Below are 26,046 nucleotides of genomic sequence, written 5' to 3'. Positions count from 1 at the left end.
GCAACGCAATCGCTACACAGCGAAACATGAGAGACACCAGTAGGGAACGGGAGCGCAGAAAACTGTCAACTGACAGGAATACAGCCCCCAGGCCCCCAGGAGAATCAATGACGATCGCGGCACCTAAGCCCAGCGACGACAACGACCTCGCCGAGTTCGGCTACGAGCAGCAACTGCACCGCTCGCTCGGCAAGTTCGCGTCGTTCGCGGCGGGCTTCTCGTTCGTCTCCATCCTGACCACGATCTTCCAGTTGTTCGGACTCGGCTTCAGCTTTGCCGGACCGGCATTCTTCTGGACGTGGCCCTGTGTGTTCCTGGGCCAGTTCATGGTGGCGCTGAGCTTCGCCGAACTTGCTGCGCGGTATCCGATCTCAGGCGCCATCTACCAGTGGTCCCGGCGGATGGGCGGCGAGATCATCGGGTGGTTTGCCGGATGGTTCATGATCATCGCGCAGATCGTTACCGCCGCTGCGGCGGCGATCGCCCTGCAGGTGGTGTTGCCAAACGTGTGGAGCGGATTCCAGATCGTCGGCGAGGACAGCTCGCTGACGTCCTCGAGTGGCGCGACCAACGCCGTACTGCTCGGTTCGGTGCTGTTGGTGCTCACGACCACGATCAACTGTGTTGGTGTGAACTGGATGTCGCGTATCAACAACATCGGCGTGACCTGCGAGATCATCGGTGTTATCGCGGTGATCGGCATGTTCTTCACCCACGCCCAGCGTGGCCCGCAGGTGGTATTCGACACCGGCGCCGCAGGCAGCGAGCCCGGCTACATCTGGGCCTGGATCGTCTCGGGATTGATGGCCGCGTACGTCATGGTCGGCTTCGGCTCGGCAGGCGAGCTCGCCGAGGAGACCCGAAATCCGCGTCGCGTCGCACCGCGCACCATTCGGTTGGCACTGTCGGTGTCTGCTCTTGGTGGTGGCCTGATGATCGTCGGCGCGCTGATGGCAGCGCCGAGCCTCACCGACGGTCGGCTCGCAACCGAAGGCCTGCCGTACGTGCTCGGCGCAATCCTGAGCTCCCCGTGGGGCACCCTGCTGCTGATCGACGTCGCTATCGCGGTATTCGTCTGTACCCTCGCGATTCAGACCGCTGCGTCCCGGTTGATGTTCTCCATGGCCCGCGACGGCCGCCTGCCCGCATCGAAGACCCTCTCGAAGGTCAACGCCCGCACCGGAACTCCCATCGCGCCGTCCGTCCTGATCGGTATCGCTTGCATCCTGGTGCTCGCGGTCAACGTCGGGAACTCGGCAATCTTCACGACACTGTCGAGTGTGTGCATCGTGCTGATCTACCTCGCCTACCTGATGGTCACCGTTCCGCTGGTGCGTCGACGGTTGCAAGGCTGGCCGCACGGAGATGTCCAGTACGACTCCGAAGGTCGAAAGCTGTTCTCACTGGGCGTCTTCGGCGTCCCGGTCAACATCGCGGCGGTGCTGTACGGAGCTGCAATGGTGATCAACCTGTCCTGGCCGCGCGCCGAAATCTTCAACCCGTCCGGTGACATGCCGATCCTGCAATGGGCCGCCCCGATCACCGTGATTGCCGTCGTCCTGGTTGGTGCTCTCTGCTACCCGCGCGGCAAAACCGTTCCGAACCCCGTCACGATTGGAGCTACGAAGTGACCACCACCGACACTGCCACCGGCACCACAACAGCCGCCCGCGAGCACGCCCGCTCACAGGCCGGTGCGATCACCGACGCGATGCCCGTCCTTCCCGCCTCCAGTTGGCCCACGCCGCCGGCCGGTATCGACGCTGACCGGCTCACCTGGGCGGAGACCGTGCCCGGCGGCCGCTACACCTCGAAGGTGCTGGCCCGCGGCACGCGGCTCCGATTGCGTGACATCGCCGGCAGTGCCTGCGCGAACCTGCTGCTCTACCGGGCTGACGCTCCGCACGAGCGGCTCAACATCGCCGATACCGTCAAGGTTCCGTGGCAGGCGTACCTGAGGGTGGGGCATCCGCTGCTCTCCGACCAGGGACGGGTGCTGGCCACCGTTGTGGCCGATACCTCCGGTCACCACGACGCGTTCTGCGGAACCACTTCACTGGCTACGAACACAGCCAAGTACGGCGAAGGATCCGTCCATTCGGGTGCGCCCGCGGGCCGGGAACTGCTGACACTGGCTGCCGCCAAACATGGTCTGACCGCGCGTGACCTGCCGCCGGTGCTGACGCTGTTCCACGGAGTGCGCGTCGAGTCCGACGGCGGACTCATCAGCACCGGAAATGCCGGCGCCGGAACAGAGCTGGAGCTGCTGATCCATCTCCCGGTGATCGTGCTGATCGCCAATACCGCACACCCGCTTGACCCGGCCACCACGTTCGGCACCACCTCCCTCGAGGTAGTGGCATGGACGGCACCCGAGGATCTGGAGGCTCTGCCGAACAACGATCCCGAGTACCGCCGCGCAGTCCTCAACACCGAGGACGCCTGGAACGCCGCCAAGCCCGTCAATGAAGCACAGCCCGTCAATGAAGCACAGCCAGTCAATGATGCACAGCTCGGAAGGGACGCCAAATGACCACCGCCGTAGACACTCCCGCTCTTGTCCCCGGAGCCGTGATCCTTGATGACACTGTCGGCGCCCGTGGACCCTGGTCCGCGATCGTTCGGGCCGGCGACGTCCTGACCATCGTCGACCTGCACGGCAATCAAGCCGTCGACTCCCTCTTCTATGCTGCCGATGATCATGCTGTTCGGTATTCAGCTGCCGCAACCGTTGCAGCTCAGCGCAATCTGTTTCTCACGACGGGGTCCGTGCTTCGCGCCGACGACGGAACAGCTCTGATGACGCTTGTCGGTGACGAGGTCGGCAACCATGACACCGTCGGTGGCGCGTGCTCGCAGGAGTCGAACACCCTGCGCTACGGCCACCACACCAAGCATCAGCACGCGTGTGTCGAGAACTTCCTGATCGAGGGAGCCAAGTGGGGCCTTGGTAAACGAGACTTGGTCTCCAACATCAATTTCTTCATGAATGTTCCGGTCGACGCGGACGGCACACTCGGCATTGTCGACGGGCTCTCCGCGCCGGGTAAGCGCCTCGCCCTGCGCGCTGAGATCGACACGCTTGTACTCGTATCGAACTGCCCGCAGATCAACAACCCCTGCAACGGTTTCGACCCCACAGAGGTACGGATGATCGTGACCCGTCCGGAGGAAGAGCGATGACCGAGATCGCCGTTCAGCGCCCCGGTATGTTGAGCACCGTCCAGGACTGGCCAGGTCGCGTCGGCTACTGGCAGATCGGCGTGCCCCCGTCAGGCCCGATGGACGACCTGTCCTTCAGGCTCGGCAACGAAGCACTCGGGAACGAACCGGGAGCCGCCGGGCTCGAATGCACGATGGCCGGACCAGCACTGCGATTCGCCGAGGCCACCGTCGTGTGTGTCACGGGCGCACCTGCCATTGTCCGAGTGAACGGACTGCAGGTCCGGGCCTGGGCGCCGGTGCAGGTTCCCGCCGGCGGTGTCCTCGACGTCGGGGCGACAACAGGTCCGGGACTACGGATCTACGTGCTGGTCCGCGGCGGGATCGACGTGCCCGACTACCTGGGCAGCGGAGCGACGTTCACGCTCGGCAAGTTCGGCGGTCACGAGGGGCGGACGCTACGCGAGGGTGACGTGTTGAGCTGCGGAGCGGGGCCATGCAACCCCGATGCCGCCCAACCAGTTCCGATGGAACACGTACCGGTGATCGGTGGCCGCTGGGAGATCGCCGTTACCGAGGGTCCACACGGCGCACCGGAGTTCTTCACCCGCAACGATATCGACACGCTGTACGCCACCGACTACGAGGTGCACTTCAACTCCGATCGAACGGGCGTCCGGTTGATCGGTCCGCAGCCTGATTGGGCGCGCAACGACGGCGGCGAGGCCGGACTGCACCCCTCCAACATTCACGACAACGCCTATTCGGTTGGCGCACTGGACTTCACCGGTGACACCCCCATCCTGCTCGGGCCGGACGGTCCGAGTCTGGGTGGATTTGTCTGCCCGGTCACCGTCGTATCCGCGGAACGGTGGAAGCTCGGCCAACTGAGCCCCGGCGATACGGTTCGATTTGTGCCGATCCGCGCCGATCGTGCCGCATCGAAAGGTCAACTGGGCCTGAGTCGGCGCGCGAGCCTGCCGGCAGTGTTCAGCGACGGCGGCGACGGGGACGACGGAGTGATCGCCCGCCGCGACGGCAAGACTGCGGTGACGTATCGCCGCTCTGGCGATGACAACGTTCTTGTCGAATACGGGGACATGACGCTCGACCTCGCGCTCCGGGCGCGGGCGCACGCGCTGCATCAGCGTCTCGAGGCAGAGAAGCCGGCTGGGCTACTCGATCTCACCCCCGGCATCCGGTCGCTGCAGGTGCGCGTCGACCCTGATGTGCTTCCGGTGTCGAAGCTGATGGGTTTGCTCGCCGAAGCTGAGGAACAGATCCCGGATTCGTCCGAACTCGTGGTTCCCAGCCGATCGGTGCGGATGCCCTTGTCCTGGGACGACCCGTCCACCCGCGAGGCGATCAAGCGGTACATGCACGGTGTTCGTGCCGATGCGCCGTGGTGCCCGTGGAACATCGAGTTCATTCGGCGCATGAACGGGCTGGATTCGGTCGCTGACGTCTTCGACACGGTCTTCGACGCCGAGTACCTCGTCCTTGGACTCGGCGACGTCTATCTCGGTGCGCCGGTTGCCACTCCGCTCGACCCGCGACACAGGTTGGTCACCACCAAGTACAACCCGGCACGTACCTGGACGCCGGAGAACGCGGTCGGTATCGGCGGAGCGTACCTGTGCATTTACGGCATGGAGGGGCCAGGCGGCTACCAGTTCGTGGGACGCACCACCCAGGTGTGGAATCACCGTTATCCCGAGAAGTCCGGACCGTTCGAGGACGGTACGCCCTGGTTGCTACGGTTCTTCGACCGGATCTCCTGGTATCCCGTCGAGCCGGACGAGTTGCTCGAACTGCGCGCCGAGACGGCGGCAGGTGGGCCCGGCGGCGTGCAGATCACCGACGGCAGTTTCTCCCTCGCCGAACACGAGCAGTTCCTGATCGACAATGCGGACTCCATTGCGGCATTCCGTGCAACCCAGGCAGTCGCGTTCGGCGCCGAGCGGGACGCCTGGTCAGCTGCGGGTGAGTTTGCCCGCACCACAACAACAGTCAAGGAGGTAGCCGCGTGAGCGCGACCGAGCGGGTATCGGCGGCATATCGGTCGATCGACAGCGTCGACCGGCCGGAGATCTGGATACATCTGCGCCCCGAGGTCGACGCGATGGCCGAGGCCGCGCGCGTCGATGCCTCCACCGCTGACCTGCCGCTACGAGGTCTGGTGCTCGCAGTCAAAGACAACGTCGACGTGGCAGGCTTACCCACCACCGCCGGATGTCCCGAGTTCGCCTACACACCCGCGGTCGACGCGGCCGCCGTTTCGGCTCTGCGGGCGGCGGGCGCAGTAGTGCTGGGTAAGACGAACCTCGACCAGTTCGCCACCGGACTGGTCGGCACACGCAGCCCCCACGGCGCTGTACGCGACTCGCGTCGGCCGGAGTACATCTCGGGTGGCTCGAGTTCTGGATCCGCGGTAGCTGTTGCGCTCGGGCTGGTCGACATCGCGATCGGTACCGACACCGCAGGGTCCGGCCGTGTTCCAGCAGGTCTGCAGGGCATTGTCGGCATCAAGCCGACCGTCGGGGTCGTCTCGACCGAGGGAGTGGTCCCGGCGTGCAGTTCCTACGATTGCGTGACCATTTTCGCCGCGGATCTGGCCGGCGCCGAGTCTGCGATGGCCGTGATGGCATCAGGCGCACCGGGCCGCCAGTGGCCGAGCGACGTCCGGTTGGCCGCGCCGCCGCGGCCACGCGTCGCAGTTCCAGCTGTGTTGCCCGGACTCGACGAGCAGTGGGCGGCAGCGTTCGGAGCAGCTGTCGAACAGCTGCGGGCTGCGGGTGCCGAGGTAGTCGAGATCGACCTGACGCTTTTCCTCGACGCAGCGAAGCTGCTGTACGACGGTGCGCTTGTCGCTGAAAGATATGCGGCGGTAGGCGAATTCGTCGACGCGCACGCCGATGCGGTGGACCCGACGGTACGTTCGATCATTGCGCCGGCCGGAGTCATACCGGCACATCGACTACTCGCGGACCGGGAATTGTTGGCGCAGTTGCGGAACCGGGCGATGAAGGAGCTCGACGGACTCGATGCCCTCATGGTGCCGACGGCCCCGGAACATCCGACGATCGCCGAGGTTGCGGGCGATCCGATCGGCGTGAACTCCCGTATGGGCACGTACACCAACTTCTGCAATCTCTTCGACCTGGCAGCTGTCGCGGTTCCTGCCGGTAGGGCAGGCAATGCGCAGTTCGGGGTGACGGTGCTGGCGCGTGCGTTCGAGGACGGCGTCGCTGCTGACATCGCGGCGATGGTGAATGGCGACCAGGCAACCGGATGGACTTCAGCGCCCGCGGACACGGTCGAGCTGGCAGTATTCGGCGCTCACCTGCGCGGTCAGCCGCTCGAGCATCAACTAACCGGACTCGGTGCCCGCTGGTGTGGGCCGGTAGCCACCGCTCCGCGCTACCGACTCAGTGCGCTGGACACCGCGCCACCTAAACCAGGATTGATCCGGGTGACAGAGGGCGGCGTGTCGATTGTGGGGGAGCGCTGGCAACTCACTCCCGCCGCGCTCGGCACATTTCTCGCGGCACTGCCGACGCCGATGATGCTCGGATCGGTCGAATTCGACGACGGCAGTTGGGGAACCGGGTTCGGCTGTGACCAGGAGGCAGCGTCCACGGGCAAAGACATCAGCGAGTACGGAGGCTGGCAGGCTGCGCTGTCGGCCGGGGCGGTGGGCTGACCTGGCTAGTGGTGCGTTTCGATTGCGCTCAGTTCTGGTTGTGATCGAATTTCACGGCGCGGCCGGTAATTTCGGATGCGGTGATCTCGACAACGTTGTACTTGGGCGTCGGAATCCAGGACCGCAACCCCAATTCGTCGATCTTGGCGGTTTCGGTGAACGACGTGATGACACGCGCGGTTCCGCGTACTACGACGCTCCATCCCTGTTCTGGGCCAACGTGATCGGCTTCGAACAGAACGCGATCGTTGATGGTCAGTTCGACGAGTTTGGCTCCCTCCGCGGTGCGGAAGTAGATGTGGTTGTCATCGACCACGTAATTGACCGGGAAAATGTCCACGTGTCCGGAAGCTCCGACCACAATCCGGCCCAATGTGGCTTGGCTCAGCAGCTTCCAGCTTTCTTCGGCTGCGAGTACGGCGACTGGTGAGTTCGAGGAGAGATCGTTGGCGGTCATGTCTTATTTTCTCACGCGAGAGGGGACTAATCGGGCGAGTTGGACGAAGATCACTAGTCAGCGGGTCGGTGTTGGCGCCGCGGGTACCGCCGCGGGGTCACCGCCGGGTACGCCGCCCCCGCCGTAGAAGGTGGGAATGATGCCCTTGGCCAGAACCAGCGCCGATCCCTCACCGCTCGGTACCGTCGCCAGGTTGGTGGCGATCACAATGGTGAGGTCGGTGTTCGGGTCGTGGGCCATGAATGACATGAATCCGGGAATCTGGCCGTCGTGGCCGATCAGGGCAGGTCCGAAGCGTGCGATGCCCAAACCGTAGCCGGCGGCCGAGGGATTGCTCGGATCAGTCGGTTGAATGCTGTCGAGGCGAATCTTCTGCATGTCGTCATTCAGCAACCCGCCGCCGACAAGGGCTTTGACGTAGGTAGCCAGATCTCCGACCGTCGAAATTGCGCCGCCCGCCGTCCACGTCCAGGACGGGTTGGCATCGGTCTCGTTGTTCGGCTTCAAGGTGCCGGCCAGCGCTGCGCTCAGTTCTGGTTCGGGTAGTGCGAAGGTGTCGATCGTAGAGACATTGGTGCCGAAGGAATAGCCCTGCGGATGGGGGTCGGGGATCGAGGAATCGGTTGCGGCCGGTAACGACGTGTGTGTCAGCCCGAGGGGTTCGTAGATGCGCTCCTGGAATGCTTGTGCCGCAGTCATATCGGTGAGTTTTTCGATGAGCAGGCCGAGCAGCACGATGTTGGTATTGCTGTACTCGAACTTCTCGCCCGGAGCAAAATCGACGGGGTGGGAGAACGCGATGGCCAGCAATTCCTCCGGTGTCCACGCCTTCTGCGGGTCGTTGTCGAGCGTCGCGTTGAATTGTGGGTCGAAGGAATAGCTGTACAGCCCGCTGTGCATGTCGGATAGCTGCGCAATGGTGATCGTGTCGCCGTTGGGCACCCCGTCGATGTACTTGCCGATGGGATCGTCCAGGCTGAGTTTTCCTTCCTGCACCAACTGGAGAATGACCGTCGACGTCATGGTCTTGGTATTGCTTCCGACGCGGAAATAGTCGTTCAGTGACATCGGTTTGTCCTCGCCGATGACCTGTGTGCCGAATGTCGCGGTCCAGTCGCCTTGTGTCGGCGACGAGATCAGCACCACTGCGCCGGGAATGACGTTGTCTTTCATCAGTTTCTCGATGGTCGGCTGCAAGGTTGCCGCATATGCCGGAGCTGCGCCATTGCTGGTTGACGTGACCTGAGTCTGCGACACGTCGGAGGAATCCGTCACCTCCGACGAGGTGCCGCACCCGGTCAGGGCGACGAGGCTCATCGTCAAAGCGACGGCTGCTGTTGTGCTGTGACGGCGCATGGGTTCTCCCGGTCTGCGATCGCGAATTCAGCTGTAACTTGAATCGTAAAGAACGACCGTGTCCGTTTTAGGTGTTTCGCGTGTCTGCGCTGGTTGAATTCGCTGAATTTGTCCACCATCAGGCATTGTGTGACTGTCGGTGAGAATTCGGCGGATGCGGAGAACGGGAGTAGCGATGGCGACGATCGAAGAAATTCTGGAACTGGAACGCCTCGAACGCGACATTTTCCGAGGGATAATTGCGGAGACCACGCTGCCCCGAACATTCGGTGGGCAAGTGGCAGGTCAGGCACTTGTCTCGGCCGTGCGTACCGTTGATCCGGAATTCTTGGTTCATTCCCTGCACGGATATTTTCTCCGACCCGGAAACCCGAAGGAGCCCACTGTCTTTCTGGTCGACCGCGTGCGCGATGGCAGATCTTTTGCCACACGACGGGTGACAGGAATCCAAGACGGGCAGGCGATCTTCACGATGTCGGCGTCGTTCCACGTTCAAGACGAGGGCATCGAGCACCAGGACGAGATGCCGCCTGTGCCCGACCCTGAGACGCTGGGCCTGGCCACCGACTCCGACGACGGCGAGACCGCGTGGCTGGCTCGCGAATGGGCAGACTGGGACCTGCGGCTCGTCCCACAAGCTGATATCAGCAAGCGTCCAGGCGCCGCGGCTCAGCAGCAAGTGTGGTTCCGCTCGCGGGAGGCACTACCGGATGACCCGGTCTTCCACGTGTGCGCCCTCGCGTACATGAGCGACATGACCTTGCTGGGATCCTCTCGTATCCCGCACAAGGACACACCAATGCAGGCCGCATCGCTCGATCACGCAATGTGGTTCCTGCGCCCGTTTCGGGCGGACGAGTGGTTGTTGTACGACCAGACCTCGCCGTCGGCCGGGTTCGGTCGCGCGCTGACTCAGGGACGGATTTTCGACCGGCGCGGAAACATGGTCGCCGCGGTGGTTCAGGAAGGTTTGACGCGTCACCTTCGTACTCAGTAGACGCGAACGGCAGGTCGAGCGGGGTGGTCGTAACGCACGTCCAGATCGATCCGGTCGGTCACACCACCCTGATGCTCGAGTAGCGGGTCGACGGTCCACAGCTGTGCAGGCGGTGTGTGCCGCCGGATCGCCGCCTCGGACATGTTCAATCGGACGGTGACGTCGAAGTCGAGACCGCGGCCAAGCAGCATCGGTCCGGCGACAATGATCACCGTTCGCTCGTGAACGGTTCGGCGGGATGAGCGTGCCGACCGGTCTGCTGTCTCGTCCCACAGTTGGGGAAGCCACGTCCGACGCGCCCGCGCCGCCGTCACGACTTCACGGTCCAGAGCGTCGTAGTCGAACCACATCGTTCGATAACTCAGCGGATCTTCGTGCCCGAACTCGAGCCGCAACGACGCCGGCCGCACGTAGTCGTGAAGAGAGACAACAGCACTCGGACGTTGCCGCGCCTGCGCGGCAACACCGATCAACTCGGCTAGTTCGACCGGCCGAGCGCAATCAGCACCGTCCAGCGCCACCACCGCAACTGTCGGGTGTGATTCACACAGCGATACAACCTGTTCGGCCAGGGCCTGCGGGGTCGAGGGGATGAAGGCGTTCACACCACCATGGTGCCGTGTGCGGGCGGCGAACCGATAATGTGAACCCGTTGCCCGCCGGCGCTGTCGGCCTCTACTCTGCCGGAGGACACATGATTGGTATCGAGGAGATCCTCGAGCTCGAAACGCTGGAAAAGGATATTTTCAGAGGGGCAGTTCACCCCACTGTCATGCAGCGCACCTTCGGTGGACAGGTAGCCGGCCAGTCTCTGGTATCCGCAGTCAGCACCGTTGACGAGCGCTTCCACGTGCATTCGTTGCACGGATATTTTCTGCGGCCGGGTAATCCCAAGATTCCCACGGTGTATCTCGTGGACCGGATCCGTGACGGGCGCTCGTTCTGCACACGCCGGGTGAACGCCGTCCAGGACGGGAAGACGATCTTCTCGATGTCGGCGTCGTTCCACGTCGAAGACCAGGGCATCGAGCATCAGGACCGGATGCCGAATGTCCCGATGCCGGAGGAACTGCCGGACCCGTTGACCATTCCCGATTTTGCCGGAACACCGCTTCACGAGGAGTGGCGGAACTGGGATCTGCGAATCGTGCCTGCAGACGTTGCGAACTCGGCACCGGATATGCCTGCGCAGCAGCGGGTTTGGATCCGTTACCGCAACACCTTGCCGGATCGCCCACTTCTGCACATCTGTACCTTGGCCTATCTGAGTGACATGACGCTGCTCAACACCTCGAATGTGCCGCACAAGGACGTCAAGACGCAGAATGCCTCACTCGATCATGCGATGTGGTTCCTGCGTCCGTTCCGGGCCGACGAATGGTTGATGTACGACCAGACGTCGCCGTCGGCCGGGTTCGGGCGAGCGCTGACGCAGGGGCGCATTTACGATCGAAGCGGCAATATGGTGGCAGCGGTAGTCCAAGAAGGCCTGTCGCGGATAGAACGCGAGCCCTCGGTTAGTGAAGACCCCTCGGGTAGTGAAGACAAGGTAGGAACACAGGCATGACTCGTCCGTTGATCGGCGTACTCGCACTCCAGGGTGATGTGCGGGAGCACCTTGCTGCCTTGGCGGATTCGGGGGCGGACGCCGTGGGTGTGCGCCGTCCCGAGGAACTCGACAAGGTTGACGGCATCGTGATTCCCGGCGGTGAATCGACAACGATGAGCCGGCTTTTGCAGGTTTTCGAACTGCTCGAACCGCTTCGCGAACGGCTTCGCGGTGGGTTGCCTGCCTACGGTTCGTGCGCCGGCATGATCTTGCTGGCCAGCGAGGTGCTCGACACCCGGCCCGATGCCGAGCACCTCAATGCTATTGATATGACCGTGCGCCGCAACGCTTTCGGACGTCAGGTCGATTCGTTCGAATCGGACCTCGAATTCGAGGGCATCGTCGGAGATCCTGTCCGGGCCGTGTTCATTCGCGCGCCGTGGGTGGAACGGGTAGGCCCGGGCGTCGAGGTTCTTGCCCAGGTGCCGGCGGCAGCAGGCGAAGCTGCCGGCCGGATCGTGGCTGTTCGGCAAGGTTCGGTGATTGCGACGTCGTTCCATCCGGAGGTGACGGGGGACCGTCGTGTGCACGAGCTCTTCGTCGACCTGGTTCGGGGCTAGATTTCGCGAGCGCCAGCCTGTTGGACGAGTGAATTGAGGAGTCGGACACCATCTTCCGGGTGGTCGACGGTGACGGCGAAAACGCGCCCGGTCTCGAGCGTGAGCACGATTGCCTCGCCGGAGCGCAGTGTCACCGCCGTGCCGCGTGGAGTGATGCGATAGCCGTATCCACCCCACTCAAGCGGCCGGATGGCGTCGGCCGACGCGGACTTCACTCTCGAGATGGCAATCTTCTTCCACCGGATGCCCCACGAGCTGATGCTCAGTCCGGAATTATCCACGCGGACCGTGACGGACGCGAAAGCTGCTGTCATGACGGTGGCGGCGAGCAGGATGACAGCTACCCACCAGTCGGAATATGCGGCGGTGCCGACCGTGAGTGCTGTCAGACCGGCGGAGAGGACCCACGGCCAGACGCTGTGTGCGCGGCCGATCCACGCTGCGCGTTCGGTGGCAGTGAGCGGTGTGTCCAGCGTCGGGGTGGGGAGCAGCGGTTCGACATTGGCTCCGCCCCGTGAGGTGAGCGCCCAAGCGGCGATTCCCGTCATTGCCGCAGCGATGGGAAGAGCTATCCACCACCCGATACGTGCGTTCTCCGGGGCGCCGGCGTCGAGGGTCAAGGCAACGCTGAGGATCCAGATCGTCGCTGACGTCGCGGCTGCGGTGGCTGTGACGGACAACAGCAGGGGAGCGGAGTCGCCCGCACGAAGCGCCGTGACCGCGGCAACGACGGAGGCGATCAACGACACCACCAGTGTGATGGCGAAGAACGTTGTGGTTGTGGCGAATCCGTCCGGCGTCGATCCGGACCAGTGACTGGCGACAGTGTGCGGAAGCTGATCGCCCCACAGTAGGCGTGCCACGATCAACACCGCCGTGGGGATGAAGGTCAACGAGGCTGCGGTCCAGAGCCGGAGCTTGCTGGTCGTCATTGTGTGCTGGTCTCCTTGATGAGGTCGAGCATGTGGGCTGTGTCGAGACCCAGATTGCGGGCCTGGCGGACAAACTCTCGTGCTGATTCGTGGAGAGCTGTTGCGCCGGAATCGAACTCGGCGCGGATGACGGCGCCGCGCCCGCGTCGTAGATCGATGAGGCCCTCGTCGCGCAGCGCCGCGTACGCACGCAGAACGGTGTGCAGATTGACGTCAACCGACTCGGCGAGTGCGCGAGCGGACGGAAGTCGATCACCGGGGCCGACCTCGCCGCGGATGACGGCCCCGCGCACTCCGGCCGCAATCTGATCGGCGAGTGGCGTCGCCGAGGCGTGATCGATGCGAATCAACATGTTTGCATTCTATGCAAACAATCTCGTGTTTGACGAATTAGTGTGCGGGGGATGCAGCATGTGGTGACGTGGGACGGGTAACATCGTCAGAGCTGAAAGAAGCGCATTCGGCGTGCGCAACACAGCAGGAAAGGGGCTTGAATCGCATGAGCGGCCACTCAAAATGGGCCACCACCAAGCACAAGAAGGCTGTGATCGACGCACGTCGTGGCAAATCCTTCGCGAAGCTGATCAAGAACATCGAGGTGGCGGCACGAACCGGCGGTGGCGATCCCACGGGCAACCCCACGTTGTTCGATGCCATTCAGAAGGCTAAGAAGACGTCTGTCCCCAACGACAACATCGAGCGTGCGCGCAAGCGCGGCGCAGGTGAAGAAGCTGGCGGCGCGGACTGGCAGACCATCATGTACGAGGGCTACGGGCCCAACGGTGTTGCTGTGCTGATCGAGTGCCTGACCGACAACCGCAACCGTGCAGCTGGTGAAGTTCGTACCGCGATGACGCGCAACGGCGGCAACCTTGCCGATCCGGGTTCGGTCTCATACCTGTTCGCTCGCAAGGGCGTCGTGACGCTCGAGAAGAACGGGCAGTCCGAGGACGACGTGTTGATGGCAGTACTCGATGCCGGCGCAGAAGAGGTCACCGATCTCGGCGAGACCTTCGAAATCGTCTGTGAGCCACAGGATCTTGTCGCGGTTCGCAGCGCTCTGCAGGAAGCCGAGATCGACTACGACTCCGCCGAAGCCGATTTCCGTGCATCCGTAGAGGTTCCGCTGGACGTCGACGGCGCCCGCAAGATCTTCAAGCTCGTCGACGCGCTCGAGGATTCCGACGACGTGCAGAACGTCTACACGAATATCGATCTGTCCGACGAGGTGCTTGCAGCACTCGACGCCGACTAGGTCGACGCTGAACTAGTTCGACGCAGCCATGCTCAACCCGGCCGTGACGGTAATCGTCGCGGCCGGGTTGCGTGTTGATGTCGGCAGTTCGCCCGTACACCGCTAAGCTATCGAACAGCTGTTCGGTGTGGAGAGGTGTGACAAAAGTGCGCGTGCTCGGAGTGGACCCTGGCTTGACCCGTTGCGGGTTGGGTGTGGTCGATGGGAGTAACGGCAGAGTTGTGCGTCCCATTGCCGTCGACGTGGTGCGTACGCCTGCTGACATGGACCTCGGACCTCGCTTGCTCCGAATCTCGGATGCGGCGGAACTGTGGATCGAGCAGTACAAACCTGACGTCGTTGCCATCGAGCGGGTATTCGCGCAACACAACGTCAGTACGGCAATGGGGACGGCGCAAGCCGGTGGTGTCGTTGCGGTTGCGGCCACGCGCCGTGGCATTCCCGTGTTCTTTCACACGCCCAGCGAGGTGAAAGCGGCTGTCACCGGGAGCGGAACTGCAGACAAGGCGCAGGTCACCGCGATGGTGACTCGAATCCTCAATCTCAAAACCGCTCCGAAACCCGCCGACGCGGCGGACGCACTCGCGCTGGCGATCTGCCACTGTTGGCGGGCACCCATGATCGAACGAATGGCGCGCGCCGAGGCAATGGCTGCGGAACAGATGCGTAAGTATCAGGCAAAATTGGCCGAGACCACGAAGAAGGCAGGTTCACGATGATCGCGTCGGTTCGCGGCGAGGTACTCGACATAGCTCTCGATCATGCGGTTATCGAGGCTGCGGGTGTCGGTTACCGCGTCAACGCAACGCCGGTGACGCTGGGTGCGTTGCACCGGGGGAGTGAGGCGAGGCTTTTCACGACGATGATCGTGCGTGAGGATTCGATGACGCTCTACGGTTTCTCCGATCTCGAGTCCAAGGATCTGTTCAGCCTTCTCCAGACGGTGTCGGGCGTCGGCCCTCGCCTGGCGATGGCCACGCTTGCGGTACTCGAGCCGGATGCGCTGCGGCGAGCGCTCTCGGAGGGCAATCTCACCGCGTTGACGAGAGTGCCTGGCATCGGAAAACGTGGTGCCGAACGCATGGTTGTGGAACTGCGAGACAAGGTCGACGCAGTACCGACGACCGCCGGGGTGTCGGGGGCAGTCGCAGCAAATGCGATCCGTGATCAGATTGTCGAGGCCTTGGAAGGGCTCGGGTTCCCGCTCAAGCAAGCCGAACAAGCCACGGATTCCGTGCTCGCGGAAACACCCGCCGCAACTACGTCCGTCGCACTTCGATCCGCTCTCTCCCTGCTCGGTAAAACTCGATGAATTTCGACCCGATCGACGACTTCGACGACGAATCCCAGGTCAGCGCCGAATTGGTGGCGGGGGACGGCGAGGTCGAGGCAAGTCTCCGGCCCAAGAGCCTGGACGATTTCATCGGTCAACCGCGCGTGCGCGAGCAATTGCAACTGGTACTCACCGGGGCAAAGATGCGCGGCGGAACACCCGACCACATTCTGATGTCCGGACCGCCCGGACTCGGCAAGACGTCGATGGCGATGATCATCGCGGGTGAGCTGGGTTCTTCACTGCGGTTGACGTCAGGTCCGGCTCTCGAGCGGGCCGGTGATCTTGCGGCGATGTTGAGCAATCTGGTGGAGGGTGACGTTCTCTTCATCGACGAGATTCATCGGATCGCCCGTCCCGCCGAGGAAATGCTGTACCTCGCGATGGAGGACTTCCGAGTCGACGTCGTGGTCGGCAAGGGTCCAGGTGCTACTTCGATTCCGCTGGAAGTCGCGCCGTTCACTCTCGTTGGGGCGACCACCCGATCCGGCGCCCTTACCGGTCCGCTGCGAGATCGGTTCGGGTTCACCGCGCACATGGATTTCTACGAACCCGATGAGCTGCAACAGATTCTGATGCGATCGGCGGGCATCCTCGGCGTGAATCTCGAAGTTGATGCCAGTGCCGAAATTGCTCGACGCTCGCGAGGGACTCCGCGTATCGCCAACCGGTTGCTGCGGCGAGTGCGAGATTTTGCCGAAGTGAGGGCAGATGGGATCGTGACGATGGAGGTCGCCCGCGCCGCTCTCGCCGTTTACGACGTCGACCAACTCGGACTGGATCGTCTCGACAGATCTGTGTTGAGTGCGCTCGTGCGTTCATTCGGCGGCGGCCCGGTGGGAGTGTCCACCTTGGCGGTTGCGGTCGGTGAGGAACCGTCGACTGTCGAAGAGGTGTGCGAGCCGTTCCTGGTTCGCGCCGGCATGATCGCCAGGACCCCGCGCGGTCGTGTTGCCACTGCTGCAGCCTGGAAACAGCTCGGCATGACGCCGCCACCGGACGCCGCTGCAGGTGGTATCGAGGTTCGCGCCAGGGAGCCACAAGCATCGTTGTTCGACCCGGACGCGGAGTGATTTCGCGTTGTCGGAGCCTCCCGTTAGTGGCGAACTGTCGGGTTTCCTAAGGAACTAGTGGCACACTGGTGTCTTGCGTAGGTCCATCCGGGGCCCGCGTGGCGAAAAACATGCTACAAAACCGAGGTTGATCAACACATGTCGAGTTTGCTTTTCCCCCTCCTGATCCTCGCACTGCTGGTGCCGATGTTCCTGGGCATGCGCAAGCAGAAGAAGGCCATGGCCGCGACTTCCGAGATGCAGGATTCGTTGCAGGTGGGCGACCGTGTGCAGACCACGGCCGGCCTGTACGCGACCATCACGTCGTTGGACGACGACACCGTGGAACTGGAGATTGCGCCCGGCGTCGTCACCACCTGGTCGCGTCTGGTTATCCGCGAGCGTGTCAGTGATGTCGTCGAGGATTACAGTGACGACGAAGACGCGTCTTCCGAGTTCGAAGAATCGGCGACTGACACCGAAATCCGACTCACCAAGGATTCCTGAACGCAGTCACGTCGTGACCCTGCTCTAGAGTTACTGTGTAGTTAACGCATCGCCGCACGTTCGAACGGCGCAACTCGAGCGGTCGTGGACCGCTCACGTCCGGCACCTAATGAGGAGACTTAAAGATCGTGGCACCTTCCACCGGAACGGTGCATCCAGCCCGCTACCTAGCCCTGTTCGGGGTCCTGGTCGTGGCGCTGTATGCACTGGTGTTCTTTACTGGCGATAAATCGGCCACACCGAAGCTCGGTATCGACTTGCAGGGTGGAACGCGTGTCACGCTGACTGCGCGCACGCCGGACGGCAGCGCGCCCAGTCAGGACAGTCTGAAGCAGGCTAAGGAAATCATCGAGACCCGCGTCAACGGGCTCGGCGTGTCCGGATCCGAGGTACTCATCGACGGTGACAACCTCGTCATCACGGTGCCAGGCGACGACAGTGCACAGGCGCGGTCGTTGGGTCAGACGGCTCGCCTGTACATCCGTCCGGTGACCGGATCGATCGATGTCGCCACTCGCGACGCCAACCGCACGACGGTCGCTCCCGGCACCGAAACGCCGGCGGCAGAAACACCGGCAGCAGAGGCGCCCGCAACGGAGGCACCGGCCACACAGGCTCCGCAGAACCGCCCGTTCCCAGCACAAGAACCGGCAACCAGCGAACCCGCTCCCACATCGGAAGCAGCGCCAACAACAGAGCCGGCGGCACCGGCCGCTCCGAGTGACTCCGCCGACGCCAGTGACGCCGCCGCAGCCGAGATCGCTGCTGCGCGCGCGCTGCGTCAGAGCACCGATCCCACGGTTCAAGAGCAGGCCGTCGCGAATCTCGACTGTTCGGTAGCCGATCCGCTGCGTGGCAACGACGACCCGACCCTTCCGCTCGTCGCATGCTCCCAGGACGGTGCGTACATCTACCTCCTCGGCCCCTCGATCATCGACGGCCAGGAAATCTCCGACGCGTCGTCGATATTCAACTCCCAGCAGTCTCGCCACGAGATCAGCCTGTCGTTCAAGACCACGGGCAGCAACACCTGGGCACAGTTCACCGCGGCAAACATCGGCAAGCAGGCAGCCTTTGTCCTCGACTCGAAGGTTGTCAGCGCGCCCACGATTCAAGGCGCAACGCCCGCTGGTAGCGCCACCTCGATCACCGGCAGCTTCACCGCGGAAAGCGCGGAGGAACTGGCGAACACACTGAAGTACGGTTCGCTGCCGCTCTCGTTCGCGGCTTCGGAAGCCGAGACAGTATCGGCGACGCTCGGACTGGCGTCTCTGCAAGCAGCGTTGATCGCGGGCGCAGTCGGCCTTGTTCTCGTGCTCGTGTACTGCCTCGTCTACTACCGAATGCTTGGCGTGCTGACCGCGCTGTCGCTCGTCCTCTCGGGAATCATGGTGTACGCCATCATGGTGCTGCTCGGCCGGTATATCGGGTTTACCCTCGACCTCGCCGGCATGGCAGGTCTGATCATCGGTATCGGTATGACAGCCGACTCGTTTGTCGTATTCTTCGAACGCATCAAGGACGAGATGCGAGAGGGCCGGAGCTTCCGTTCCGCAGTACCCCGTGGTTGGGCCCGTGCCCGCCGCACCATCCTCTCGGGCAACGCCGTGAGCTTCATCGCGGCCGCCGTTCTGTACCTACTGGCGGTGGGCCAGGTGCGCGGATTTGCGTTCACCCTCGGCCTGACCACCATCCTCGACGTCGTAGTTGTCTTCCTCGTGACGTGGCCTCTGGTTCATCTGGCTTCCCGTTCGGCGTTCTGGTCCAAGCCCAGCGTCAACGGATTGGGAGCAGTCCAAGAGGTAGCCCGCGAACGTAAGGTTGCCGCCGCTGCGTCGGCTAAGGAGACACGAGCATGAGTGAGTCCAACAACAACTCTGCCGAAAATTCCTCGGCGGACCGCGAAGCACGTTCCGTAACAGCAGATTCCGGGGTCGACCAGGCCTCGATGCCGAAACATAGTCTGCTGTCGCGTCTGTACACCGGCACCGGCGCATTCGAGGTGGTCGGCAAGCGTCGGTTCTACTACGGCCTGACCGGCGCGTTGGTAGCGATCGCACTGCTGGCAATGCTGATCCGCGGTTTCACGTTCGGTATCGATTTCGAGGGCGGATCGCGCATCCAGTTCCCGGCCGGAGACGGCGTCGAGACATCGCAGGTCGAAACTGTGTACTCCGAAGCACTCGGTTTCGAACCGGTCAGCGTGCAGACGGTGGGTTCGGGTTCGAGTGCTACCGTGCAGATTCGCTCGGAAACGCTCGATGCGCAGCAGATCGTGACGCTCCAGAATGCACTCTTCGACGAATTCCAGCCCGAGGACAGAAACGGTAATCCGTCCCGCGATGCCATCAGCTTTGCCGATGTGAGCGAGACGTGGGGTGGCCAGATCACCAAGAAGGCTCTGCTCGCGCTGATCGTCTTCCTGGTCATCGTGAGTATCTATATCGCGATTCGTTTCGAGAGAGACATGGCGGTAGCCGCGATCATCGCGCTGTTCTTCGACATCATCGTGACCGCGGGTATCTACGCGCTCGTCGGATTCGAAGTCACACCTGCGACGGTGATCGGTCTGCTCACCATTCTCGGTTTCTCGCTGTACGACACCGTCGTCGTGTTCGACAAGGTGGAGGAGAACACGAGAGGCATCCTGCATCTGACGCGTCGCACGTACGGTGAACAGGCGAACCTCGCCGTCAACCAGACGCTCATGCGCTCGATCAACACAACGGTCATCAGTGTGTTGCCCGTGATTGCCCTGATGGTGGTCGCGGTGTGGATGCTCGGCGTCGGAACGCTCAAGGACCTGGCCCTCGTCCAGTTGGTCGGCATCGTCGTTGGCGCCTACTCGTCGATCTTCTTCGCGACCCCGCTCCTCGTGTCGATGAAGGAACGATGGGGACCTGTGGCCGTTCACACCCGCAAGGTTCTCGCTCGCCGGGCTACGCTTGCCGAAAAGGGTCTCGGTGCCAAGACCGCAGAGTCTGTCGGTGCCGGAGCATCGGTAACGCAACGTGCCGCAGTTGCTCCCGCGCCTGGCGCTCGGCCGACCGGAAAGCGGAAAAAGAAGGCTCACTGATCATGCTCCAAGCGAGGCGAGCAGTAGTTCGCTCACTGTCGTTTGTTGCTGCCACCGCGGTGGTCACAGGTTCGTTGGCGGCCTGCTCGGAGGACGACACCGAGCAGGCTCCGTCCATCGGATACGCAATCGACAACACGATCACCACGTACAACGGCAACACGACGGCCGGGGCCGTCTCAGGAACGATGGCGGCGCTCAGTCGGGTGCTGCCTGGCTTCACCTTCACCGGGCCGGTCGGCGCTCCGGTATCGGACACAGACATCGGTACCGCGGCGCAGTTGCCTGGTGAGGCTCTGACCGTGTCGTACACGCTCAATCCCTCGTCCGTGTACTCCGATGGTGTTCCGCTGACCTGCGACGACCTGGTTCTCACATGGGCCGCGTCGAGTGGCCGATTCACGAAAACCGTCGACGGCGCGGACGTGCCGATGTTCGATGTAGCCAACACGTTGGGGTACTCCGATATCGACCGGGTGCAGTGCCAGCCCGGTGCAAAAGACGCGACCGTCGTGTTCAAACCCGGCCGCGCGTTCACCGAGTGGCGTTCCCTGTTCGGGGCGACGGCACTGATGCCGTCGCACATCGCGATGCAACGCGCCGGCGTGCCAGACCTGGTGTCGGCCGTGAATTCGGATGACACCGAGGCACTGACGAAGATCGCCGATTTCTGGAACACCGGGTGGAACATGACGCCCGGTCAGTTGGATACGTCGGTATTGCCGTCCTCGGGCCCGTACCGAGTCGAGGACTACACCGAAGACGGTGGGCTGGTGCTGGTCGCCAACGAGCGGTGGTGGGGCAATGCACCGGCCACTGACCGCATCGTGGTCTGGCCCCGTGGAGTGGACCTCACCAAGGATGCTGTCGACCAATCGATCGAAGTGATCGACGTCGGTTCCGGTTCGGCCGGGGACCTCAGCGCGCTCTCCGGTTTCACCAGCGAGCAAATCCCGTCGAGGTCCATCGAGCAATTCATCTTGTCGACGTCGGGGGTTCTGGGCGACGAAGCAGCCCGGCGGGCATTCGGGCATTGTGTGCCTCGGTCGACGCTGTTCGATCAGTACGGAAGCACGCCCGACGCGCCGGCGGTCGGCGTCGGATCCGGAACGGTGGATTCGCGTCTCGTAGTCCCCGATTCGTTGGTGTACAGCGATGCCGCGGCGACCGACGGTAATCGATACAGCGCAGCGGACGTCGCAGCCACCAAGGTCTCGTTGTCCGAGGCCGGATTGGATGCGTTGACCGTGCGTGTCGGGTACCTGGCTCCGGATCCGGTGCGGTCCCAGATCGTGGCCGACGTGAAGGCGGCGTGCGAACCTGCCGGAGTCACGATCGAGGACGTCAGCTCCCCGGATTTCACACCGGACGCACTGCGCACGGGTGGCGTCGACGCGGTCCTGGCCGGCACCGCCGGTCAAGCGGGTGCAGCGGGCATGGCGGACATGATCGACGCGCGCGGCGCACTGCGGTCGGGTAACTCCTCGAATTTCGGTGAATACGGAAATGCGCGGGTCGATCAGATTATCGACCAGTTGGACACCGATCCTGCAATAGCTGCGCAATTGGGACTGTCGGTGGAGGCGGAGAACATCCTCTGGACGCAGGTGCCTACTATTCCTCTGTTCAATCAGGTGCGAACTGTTGCCGTCGCTCAAGGAATGAGTGCCGTGGTGGCCAATCCGACTCGATCGGCCAGCGGCTGGAACATGGACAGATGGGTATTGCGTAGATGACGATTTCGAATGAAATCAGTGTGGGTGGGACAAGGATGACGTCAGACGAATTGAAGGCAGTGCATCTGGCCGCGTCGGATGCCGTAGTCCGGTTGACACGGTGGGCCGACAATTTCCCAGGTCCGGGTGTGCGTTTTGCAGACCTGACGCCGGTGTTCGCGGACGCCGAAGGTTTCAGTGCTGTTCTCGACGGTTTGATTGCATGTGCGCCCGATGTGGACACGATTGCGGCCGTCGACGCGCGTGGTTTCCTGCTCGGAGCCGGTGCTGCCGCTCGAATGGGCGCCGGTGTGGTTGCCGTGCGCAAGGTGGGCAAACTGCCGCCACCTGTTCTCTCACGTTCGTACAGCCTCGAATACGGGTCGTCGACGCTCGAGATTCCGGCAAACGGGTTCGATCTCACCGGACGGAATGTTCTGGTCATCGACGACGTTCTGGCAACCGGAGGGACATTGGAAGCAGCCGTGCAGTTGGTGGAACTGGCCGGCGCCACCGTCGTCGCGGTGGCCGTGGTGCTCGAGATCGAAGAACTCAGGGGCCGTGATCGGTTCGTAAAGTACCCGCTGACGTCCCTGGTCAAGGTCTGAGTACTAAAGTTGGCTCCTGGGGGTCTGGTAGACCTCCAGGGCAATTTCCCGTTACAGGGCGGTTGTCTAACCAACTCGGTGGTAGGAGGTGGCGACATGACGTCGAATCTTGATCGATCACAGAACTCGGGTGCAGTGTCGCAGGAATCGGGTACCAACCCGGCTCCGGATACGACACCATCGAAGTCCGGTGCTCCGGACGACAGTTCCGCTTCGTCGCAAACAGCAGGCAATCGGATCGGTCAGAGTGCAGCCGTACCGGCGTCGGCGTCTCGCCGCGTTCGAGCTCGCCTTGCTCGGCGCATCACGGGGCAGCGTAATGCCACCATCCGCCCGGTTCTCGAGCCGCTGGTCAGTTTGCATCGTGAGCTGTACCCGAAGGCCGATCTGGCGCTTCTCCAGCGCGCGTACGACGTCGCGGAGGAACGACACTCCAGTCAGCGTCGTAAGTCCGGCGATCCCTACATCACGCACCCGCTGGCTGTCGCGAGCATCCTCGCCGAGTTGGGGATGGACACCACCACATTGGTGGCCGCATTGCTTCACGATACGGTTGAGGACACCGGTTACTCGCTCGAAGAATTGACGCGCGATTTCGGCGACGAAGTTGCGCACTTGGTCGACGGCGTCACCAAACTCGACAAGGTTGTCCTGGGCACCGCCGCCGAGGGCGAGACCATCCGCAAGATGATCATCGCGATGGCGCGTGATCCCCGGGTGCTGGTCATCAAGGTTGCCGACCGCCTGCACAACATGCGGACCATGCGCTTCCTGCCGCCGGAGAAGCAGGCGCGCAAGGCTCGCGAAACTCTCGAAGTTATTGCACCCCTTGCTCATCGGCTTGGAATGGCGACAGTCAAGTGGGAACTCGAAGACTTGTCGTTCGCGATCCTGCACCCCAAGAAGTACGACGAGATCGTGCGTCTGGTTGCCGATCGCGCGCCGTCGCGGGACACCTACCTGGCGAAGGTGCGGGCCGAGATCAACTCCACGCTGTCCGCGTCGCGGATCAATGCGGTGGTTGAAGGACGGCCAAAGCACTACTGGTCGATCTATCAGAAGATGATCGTCAAGGGCCGCGACTTCGACGACATCCATGACCTGGTCGGCGTCCGCATTCTGTGTGACGAGGTCCGTGACTGTTACGCGGCAGTCGGTGTTGTGCATTCACTGTGGCAGCCGATGGCGGGGCGGTTCAAGGACTACATCGCACAGCCGCGGTACGGCGTGTATCAGTCGCTGCACACCACGGTCGTGGGTCCGGAGGGCAAGCCCCTCGAGGTCCAGATTCGTACGCAGGACATGCACCGGACGGCCGAGTTCGGTATCGCCGCGCACTGGCGGTACAAGGAGACCAAGGGCAAGCACGCCGGCGACATCGCCGAGGTCGACGACATGGCGTGGATGCGCCAGCTACTCGACTGGCAGCGTGAAGCGGCCGACCCGGGGGAGTTCCTCGAGTCGCTGCGCTACGACCTTGCCGTCAAGGAGATCTTCGTCTTCACCCCCAAGGGTGACGTGGTGACCTTGCCTGCAGGTTCGACGCCGGTCGACTTTGCGTACGCCGTGCACACCGAGGTGGGCCACCGCTGTATCGGTGCCCGCGTCAACGGACGTCTGGTCGCCCTCGAGCGCAAGCTCGACAACGGTGAGGTGGTGGAAGTCTTCACGTCGAAGGCGGCCACCGCAGGCCCCAGCCGTGACTGGCAGTCCTTTGTCGTCTCCCCGCGGGCCAAGGCAAAGATTCGTCAGTGGTTCGCGAAGGAACGACGCGAGGAAGCTCTCGAATCCGGTAAGGATCAAATCGCCAAGGAAGTACGACGCGTCGGACTTCCGTTGCAGCGCTTGATGAATGCCGAGTCGATGAGCACGATCGCGAACGAGCTTCGGTACCCGGACGTCTCGGCGTTGTACACCGCGGTGGGTGAGAGCCAGGTCAGTGCGCACCACGTCGTACAGCGTCTGGTGGCTCATCTCGGCGGCGTCGGCGCAGTCGAGGAGGAACTGGCCGAACGGTCGACACCGTCGAACATGCCGGTGCGTACTCGCAGTACCGGCGACTCCGGCATCCTGGTTCCCGGTGCTCCGGGCACGGTGGCAAAGCTTGCCAAGTGCTGCACACCGGTGCCTGGCGATTCCATTCTGGGGTTCGTCACGCGCGGCGGCGCGGTCAGTGTTCACCGCACGGATTGCACCAACGCCAATTCGCTGCACGACCAGTCCGAACGGATCATCGACGTCGAGTGGGCACCGTCCGCGTCGTCGGTGTTCCTGGTCGCGATCCAGATCGAGGCGCTCGATCGTCACCGCTTGCTTTCCGATGTGACCAAGGCGTTGGCAGACGAGAAGGTCAACATCTTGTCTGCGTCGGTCAACACGTCCGGTGATCGAGTTGCCATCAGCAAGTTCACCTTCGAGATGGGTGACCCGAAGCATCTCGGCCACGTTCTCAACGTGGTCCGCAATGTGGAAGGCGTGTACGACGTGTATCGAGTGACGTCGGCGTCGTAGTTCTCTCACACCGACTGGCGCCGAGCAGATTCCCTGCTCGGCGCCAGTCGCTTACGTGCGCCTGGAAGGTCTTGCCGCTGCAGCGATTCCGGCGTGCCAGCCGGGAGCCCGCCCGCCGCGCGGTGGCTCGATTCCGGAAAGGTCGACGCCGCATCGGGTCAAGACCCAGGCCACAACGGAATTCGAGTTCCACATGTCACCTACGCCGACGGCATACCGTCCCCAGACGAAGGTGGGAACCGTTCGAATCTCGTCGAGGATCTGCTCGGCAACTGCCGAATCCGCCGATAGACGCAGCGGACTCTCGACGGCTTCCTCGATATCGTCGACCGTTCCGTTCCGCCAACAGTGCACTTCGTACCGGAAGTACTTCGATCTACCTGCCCAGTGCGCGCCGACCGGACCTTCCGCGACAACACCGCGATCGGGTTCCTTGTGCTGCCACACCGGAGTCATCTCGATCGAATAGACGTTGGGCGGCACTGTGATTCGCAGCGCGCAATGGTAAAGCGGCACCGGTGTTCGATGAGCGAACCAGGCGCTCAACCGTTCGTACACAATGCCGTTGAAGCGCACCACATGTCCGCCAGCGCCGAGCGGAAGCCAATACAGATCTACGGCGGTCACGTGTGTCCTTCGACCTTCACCGATCCGGGTGGGCGGCGAGGGTCGAGCAGATGCTGTCGGCCCAAGCGGCGATGTCGTCCGGCGATCGGAAATCGCCTTCGGTCGCTTTTGCCGCTCTGGTCGCAATGCGCTCGGTGAACGAGAGCACCGACTGATCGAGTTTGCCGCCGAACATGTGGTGCTCAACAGCCCACGGTGTGTTGATCCACTTGAGATTGTCGGCATTGTCACCAGGGGTGATTGGGCCGCTGGAGAACAACCACACCGGACGCTTCTGCAGGGCATCGAGATCGCGGTCCACCAGACGGGTCGCGTCCTTGAGCCATTTCCCGAGGTAGATCGCGCTGCCGAGAACGACTGCGTCATAGCCGTCGACAGTGTGGACGTCGTGGGCTTTCTTGACATCGACCTGAGGCTCGATATTTCGTGCCCGTAACCCCGAAGTAATCGCGCGGCCTAACTGCTCACCGATTTCGGCAGTCGATCCGTGCTTGCTCGCTGTTGCGATCAGAATCCTCATGCAGTGATGATCCCGCTTTGTCGGTGATACAAAACGGAAAAGGGCGATACGAGAGGAATCTCTCGT

Annotated in this window: 25 protein-coding genes; 18 read left to right on the top strand and 7 right to left on the bottom strand. The window is 62.9% G+C overall.

Going from position 1 to position 26,046, the window contains the following annotated elements:
* Window positions 1-107 precede the first annotated feature (107 nt).
* From R4P64_RS26310 to atzF, 5 genes are read left to right on the top strand one after another with little or no spacing between them, the layout of a single operon-like run.
* Window positions 108-1,631 carry an amino acid permease gene (locus R4P64_RS26310; protein WP_317823275.1) on the top strand — a complete coding sequence of 508 codons (1,524 nt, stop codon included), beginning with the start codon at window positions 108-110 and terminating at the stop codon, window positions 1,629-1,631.
* The gene (locus R4P64_RS26305; RefSeq protein ID WP_317823274.1) at window positions 1,628-2,533 is read left to right on the top strand and encodes an urea amidolyase associated protein UAAP1; all 906 of its coding nucleotides are present in this window, start codon (window positions 1,628-1,630) and stop codon (window positions 2,531-2,533) included. The genes R4P64_RS26310 and R4P64_RS26305 overlap by 4 nt, the downstream gene beginning before the upstream one ends.
* Complete coding sequence (locus R4P64_RS26300; protein ID WP_033234682.1) at window positions 2,530-3,183, top strand: urea amidolyase associated protein UAAP2; 654 nt, start codon at window positions 2,530-2,532, stop codon at window positions 3,181-3,183. Before R4P64_RS26305 ends, R4P64_RS26300 begins: the two co-directional genes overlap by 4 nt.
* Complete coding sequence (locus R4P64_RS26295; protein WP_317823273.1) at window positions 3,180-5,192, top strand: 5-oxoprolinase/urea amidolyase family protein; 2,013 nt, start codon at window positions 3,180-3,182, stop codon at window positions 5,190-5,192. Before R4P64_RS26300 ends, R4P64_RS26295 begins: the two co-directional genes overlap by 4 nt.
* Complete coding sequence (gene atzF / locus R4P64_RS26290) at window positions 5,189-6,865, top strand: allophanate hydrolase (protein WP_317823272.1); 1,677 nt, start codon at window positions 5,189-5,191, stop codon at window positions 6,863-6,865. The genes R4P64_RS26295 and atzF overlap by 4 nt, the downstream gene beginning before the upstream one ends.
* A 28-nt stretch (window positions 6,866-6,893) precedes the next feature.
* On the opposite strand, the gene R4P64_RS26285 is transcribed toward atzF, so the two are convergent.
* Entirely contained in the window at window positions 6,894-7,322 is a 429-nt protein-coding gene (locus R4P64_RS26285; RefSeq protein ID WP_095886160.1) for a pyridoxamine 5'-phosphate oxidase family protein, read from the bottom strand.
* A gap of 57 nt (window positions 7,323-7,379) precedes the next feature.
* Window positions 7,380-8,678 (bottom strand): serine hydrolase domain-containing protein, encoded by a 1,299-nt coding sequence (locus R4P64_RS26280; RefSeq protein WP_317823270.1) that lies wholly within the window; start codon window positions 8,676-8,678, stop codon window positions 7,380-7,382.
* 175 nt (window positions 8,679-8,853) lie between these two features.
* On the opposite strand from R4P64_RS26280, the gene R4P64_RS26275 reads away from it, so the two are divergent.
* Window positions 8,854-9,675, top strand: a complete 822-nt coding sequence (locus R4P64_RS26275) for an acyl-CoA thioesterase (protein WP_033234679.1) — start codon at window positions 8,854-8,856, stop codon at window positions 9,673-9,675.
* Here R4P64_RS26275 and R4P64_RS26270 read toward each other — a convergent pair.
* A complete protein-coding gene (locus R4P64_RS26270; protein WP_261984576.1) occupies window positions 9,669-10,280 on the bottom strand; it encodes a hypothetical protein in 612 nt (203 codons plus the stop codon). The genes R4P64_RS26275 and R4P64_RS26270 overlap by 7 nt on opposite strands.
* Window positions 10,281-10,369: 89 nt before the next feature.
* Here R4P64_RS26270 and R4P64_RS26265 point away from each other — a divergent pair, with 89 nt between their 5' ends.
* Both R4P64_RS26265 and pdxT read left to right on the top strand, forming a co-directional pair.
* Window positions 10,370-11,242: an acyl-CoA thioesterase gene (locus tag R4P64_RS26265; protein ID WP_033234959.1), complete on the top strand. Its 873-nt coding sequence runs from the start codon at window positions 10,370-10,372 to the stop codon at window positions 11,240-11,242.
* A complete protein-coding gene (gene pdxT, locus R4P64_RS26260) occupies window positions 11,239-11,844 on the top strand; it encodes a pyridoxal 5'-phosphate synthase glutaminase subunit PdxT (RefSeq protein ID WP_033234677.1) in 606 nt (201 codons plus the stop codon). Before R4P64_RS26265 ends, pdxT begins: the two co-directional genes overlap by 4 nt.
* On the opposite strand, the gene R4P64_RS26255 is transcribed toward pdxT, so the two are convergent.
* The gene (locus tag R4P64_RS26255; protein ID WP_317823269.1) at window positions 11,841-12,776 is read right to left on the bottom strand and encodes a hypothetical protein; all 936 of its coding nucleotides are present in this window, start codon (window positions 12,774-12,776) and stop codon (window positions 11,841-11,843) included. The genes pdxT and R4P64_RS26255 overlap by 4 nt on opposite strands.
* Window positions 12,773-13,129 carry a GntR family transcriptional regulator gene (locus tag R4P64_RS26250; protein ID WP_033234675.1) on the bottom strand — a complete coding sequence of 119 codons (357 nt, stop codon included), beginning with the start codon at window positions 13,127-13,129 and terminating at the stop codon, window positions 12,773-12,775. The genes R4P64_RS26255 and R4P64_RS26250 overlap by 4 nt, the downstream gene beginning before the upstream one ends.
* Before the next feature lie 146 nt (window positions 13,130-13,275).
* On the opposite strand from R4P64_RS26250, the gene R4P64_RS26245 reads away from it, so the two are divergent.
* The 10 genes from R4P64_RS26245 to R4P64_RS26200 all read left to right on the top strand — a co-directional run bounded on the left by R4P64_RS26245 (window position 13,276) and on the right by R4P64_RS26200 (window position 24,833).
* Window positions 13,276-14,031 (top strand): YebC/PmpR family DNA-binding transcriptional regulator, encoded by a 756-nt coding sequence (locus tag R4P64_RS26245; RefSeq protein WP_045067518.1) that lies wholly within the window; start codon window positions 13,276-13,278, stop codon window positions 14,029-14,031.
* 146 nt (window positions 14,032-14,177) lie between these two features.
* Window positions 14,178-14,750: a crossover junction endodeoxyribonuclease RuvC gene (ruvC, locus tag R4P64_RS26240; RefSeq protein WP_033234673.1), complete on the top strand. Its 573-nt coding sequence runs from the start codon at window positions 14,178-14,180 to the stop codon at window positions 14,748-14,750.
* Window positions 14,747-15,343 (top strand): Holliday junction branch migration protein RuvA, encoded by a 597-nt coding sequence (gene ruvA, locus R4P64_RS26235; RefSeq protein WP_033234672.1) that lies wholly within the window; start codon window positions 14,747-14,749, stop codon window positions 15,341-15,343. Before ruvC ends, ruvA begins: the two co-directional genes overlap by 4 nt.
* A complete protein-coding gene (gene ruvB / locus R4P64_RS26230) occupies window positions 15,340-16,437 on the top strand; it encodes a Holliday junction branch migration DNA helicase RuvB (protein WP_033234671.1) in 1,098 nt (365 codons plus the stop codon). Before ruvA ends, ruvB begins: the two co-directional genes overlap by 4 nt.
* A gap of 138 nt (window positions 16,438-16,575) precedes the next feature.
* A complete protein-coding gene (gene yajC, locus R4P64_RS26225; RefSeq protein WP_045067521.1) occupies window positions 16,576-16,923 on the top strand; it encodes a preprotein translocase subunit YajC in 348 nt (115 codons plus the stop codon).
* Between the two features lie 128 nt (window positions 16,924-17,051).
* Entirely contained in the window at window positions 17,052-18,782 is a 1,731-nt protein-coding gene (gene secD / locus R4P64_RS26220) for a protein translocase subunit SecD (RefSeq protein WP_233365966.1), read from the top strand.
* Window positions 18,779-19,999, top strand: coding sequence for a protein translocase subunit SecF (secF, locus tag R4P64_RS26215; protein ID WP_045067523.1), 1,221 nt, complete (start codon window positions 18,779-18,781; stop codon window positions 19,997-19,999). Before secD ends, secF begins: the two co-directional genes overlap by 4 nt.
* Window positions 20,000-20,001: 2 nt before the next feature.
* Window positions 20,002-21,735 (top strand): ABC transporter substrate-binding protein, encoded by a 1,734-nt coding sequence (locus R4P64_RS26210; RefSeq protein WP_095886165.1) that lies wholly within the window; start codon window positions 20,002-20,004, stop codon window positions 21,733-21,735.
* A 35-nt stretch (window positions 21,736-21,770) separates the two neighbouring features.
* On the top strand, window positions 21,771-22,322 hold the full coding sequence (locus R4P64_RS26205) for an adenine phosphoribosyltransferase (RefSeq protein WP_045067526.1): 552 nt from the start codon (window positions 21,771-21,773) through the stop codon (window positions 22,320-22,322).
* Window positions 22,323-22,418: 96 nt separating this feature from the next.
* Complete coding sequence (locus tag R4P64_RS26200) at window positions 22,419-24,833, top strand: RelA/SpoT family protein (protein ID WP_033234665.1); 2,415 nt, start codon at window positions 22,419-22,421, stop codon at window positions 24,831-24,833.
* A gap of 51 nt (window positions 24,834-24,884) precedes the next feature.
* Here R4P64_RS26200 and R4P64_RS26195 read toward each other — a convergent pair whose 3' ends face one another.
* Both R4P64_RS26195 and R4P64_RS26190 read right to left on the bottom strand, forming a co-directional pair.
* Window positions 24,885-25,460 (bottom strand): hypothetical protein, encoded by a 576-nt coding sequence (locus R4P64_RS26195; protein ID WP_317823267.1) that lies wholly within the window; start codon window positions 25,458-25,460, stop codon window positions 24,885-24,887.
* Between the two features lie 16 nt (window positions 25,461-25,476).
* On the bottom strand, window positions 25,477-25,980 hold the full coding sequence (locus R4P64_RS26190) for a flavodoxin domain-containing protein (protein WP_317823266.1): 504 nt from the start codon (window positions 25,978-25,980) through the stop codon (window positions 25,477-25,479).
* Between the last annotated feature and the right edge of the window lie 66 nt (window positions 25,981-26,046).

It is taken from the genome of Rhodococcus sp. IEGM 1366 (assembly GCF_033142425.1).
GTDB lineage: Bacteria > Actinomycetota > Actinomycetes > Mycobacteriales > Mycobacteriaceae > Rhodococcus_F > Rhodococcus_F globerula.
The sequence above is the reverse complement of the archived record's forward strand: the minus strand, read 5'-3'. Positions and strand labels throughout refer to the sequence as shown.

Bases quoted from the DNA above. Each gene is read 5' to 3' on its own strand.
- R4P64_RS26310 (WP_317823275.1), top strand. From the start codon at position 108: ATGACGATCGCGGCACCTAAGCCCAGCGACGACAACGACCTCGCCGAG.
- R4P64_RS26300 (WP_033234682.1), top strand. From the start codon at position 2,530: ATGACCACCGCCGTAGACACTCCCGCTCTTGTCCCCGGAGCCGTGATC.
- R4P64_RS26295 (WP_317823273.1), top strand. From the start codon at position 3,180: ATGACCGAGATCGCCGTTCAGCGCCCCGGTATGTTGAGCACCGTCCAG.
- R4P64_RS26285 (WP_095886160.1), bottom strand. From the start codon at position 7,322: ATGACCGCCAACGATCTCTCCTCGAACTCACCAGTCGCCGTACTCGCA.
- R4P64_RS26280 (WP_317823270.1), bottom strand. From the start codon at position 8,678: ATGCGCCGTCACAGCACAACAGCAGCCGTCGCTTTGACGATGAGCCTC.
- R4P64_RS26275 (WP_033234679.1), top strand. From the start codon at position 8,854: ATGGCGACGATCGAAGAAATTCTGGAACTGGAACGCCTCGAACGCGAC.
- R4P64_RS26265 (WP_033234959.1), top strand. From the start codon at position 10,370: ATGATTGGTATCGAGGAGATCCTCGAGCTCGAAACGCTGGAAAAGGAT.
- pdxT (WP_033234677.1), top strand. From the start codon at position 11,239: ATGACTCGTCCGTTGATCGGCGTACTCGCACTCCAGGGTGATGTGCGG.
- R4P64_RS26255 (WP_317823269.1), bottom strand. From the start codon at position 12,776: ATGACGACCAGCAAGCTCCGGCTCTGGACCGCAGCCTCGTTGACCTTC.
- R4P64_RS26250 (WP_033234675.1), bottom strand. From the start codon at position 13,129: ATGTTGATTCGCATCGATCACGCCTCGGCGACGCCACTCGCCGATCAG.
- R4P64_RS26245 (WP_045067518.1), top strand. From the start codon at position 13,276: ATGAGCGGCCACTCAAAATGGGCCACCACCAAGCACAAGAAGGCTGTG.
- ruvA (WP_033234672.1), top strand. From the start codon at position 14,747: ATGATCGCGTCGGTTCGCGGCGAGGTACTCGACATAGCTCTCGATCAT.
- ruvB (WP_033234671.1), top strand. From the start codon at position 15,340: ATGAATTTCGACCCGATCGACGACTTCGACGACGAATCCCAGGTCAGC.
- yajC (WP_045067521.1), top strand. From the start codon at position 16,576: ATGTCGAGTTTGCTTTTCCCCCTCCTGATCCTCGCACTGCTGGTGCCG.
- secF (WP_045067523.1), top strand. From the start codon at position 18,779: ATGAGTGAGTCCAACAACAACTCTGCCGAAAATTCCTCGGCGGACCGC.
- R4P64_RS26210 (WP_095886165.1), top strand. From the start codon at position 20,002: ATGCTCCAAGCGAGGCGAGCAGTAGTTCGCTCACTGTCGTTTGTTGCT.
- R4P64_RS26205 (WP_045067526.1), top strand. From the start codon at position 21,771: ATGACGTCAGACGAATTGAAGGCAGTGCATCTGGCCGCGTCGGATGCC.
- R4P64_RS26200 (WP_033234665.1), top strand. From the start codon at position 22,419: ATGACGTCGAATCTTGATCGATCACAGAACTCGGGTGCAGTGTCGCAG.
- R4P64_RS26190 (WP_317823266.1), bottom strand. From the start codon at position 25,980: ATGAGGATTCTGATCGCAACAGCGAGCAAGCACGGATCGACTGCCGAA.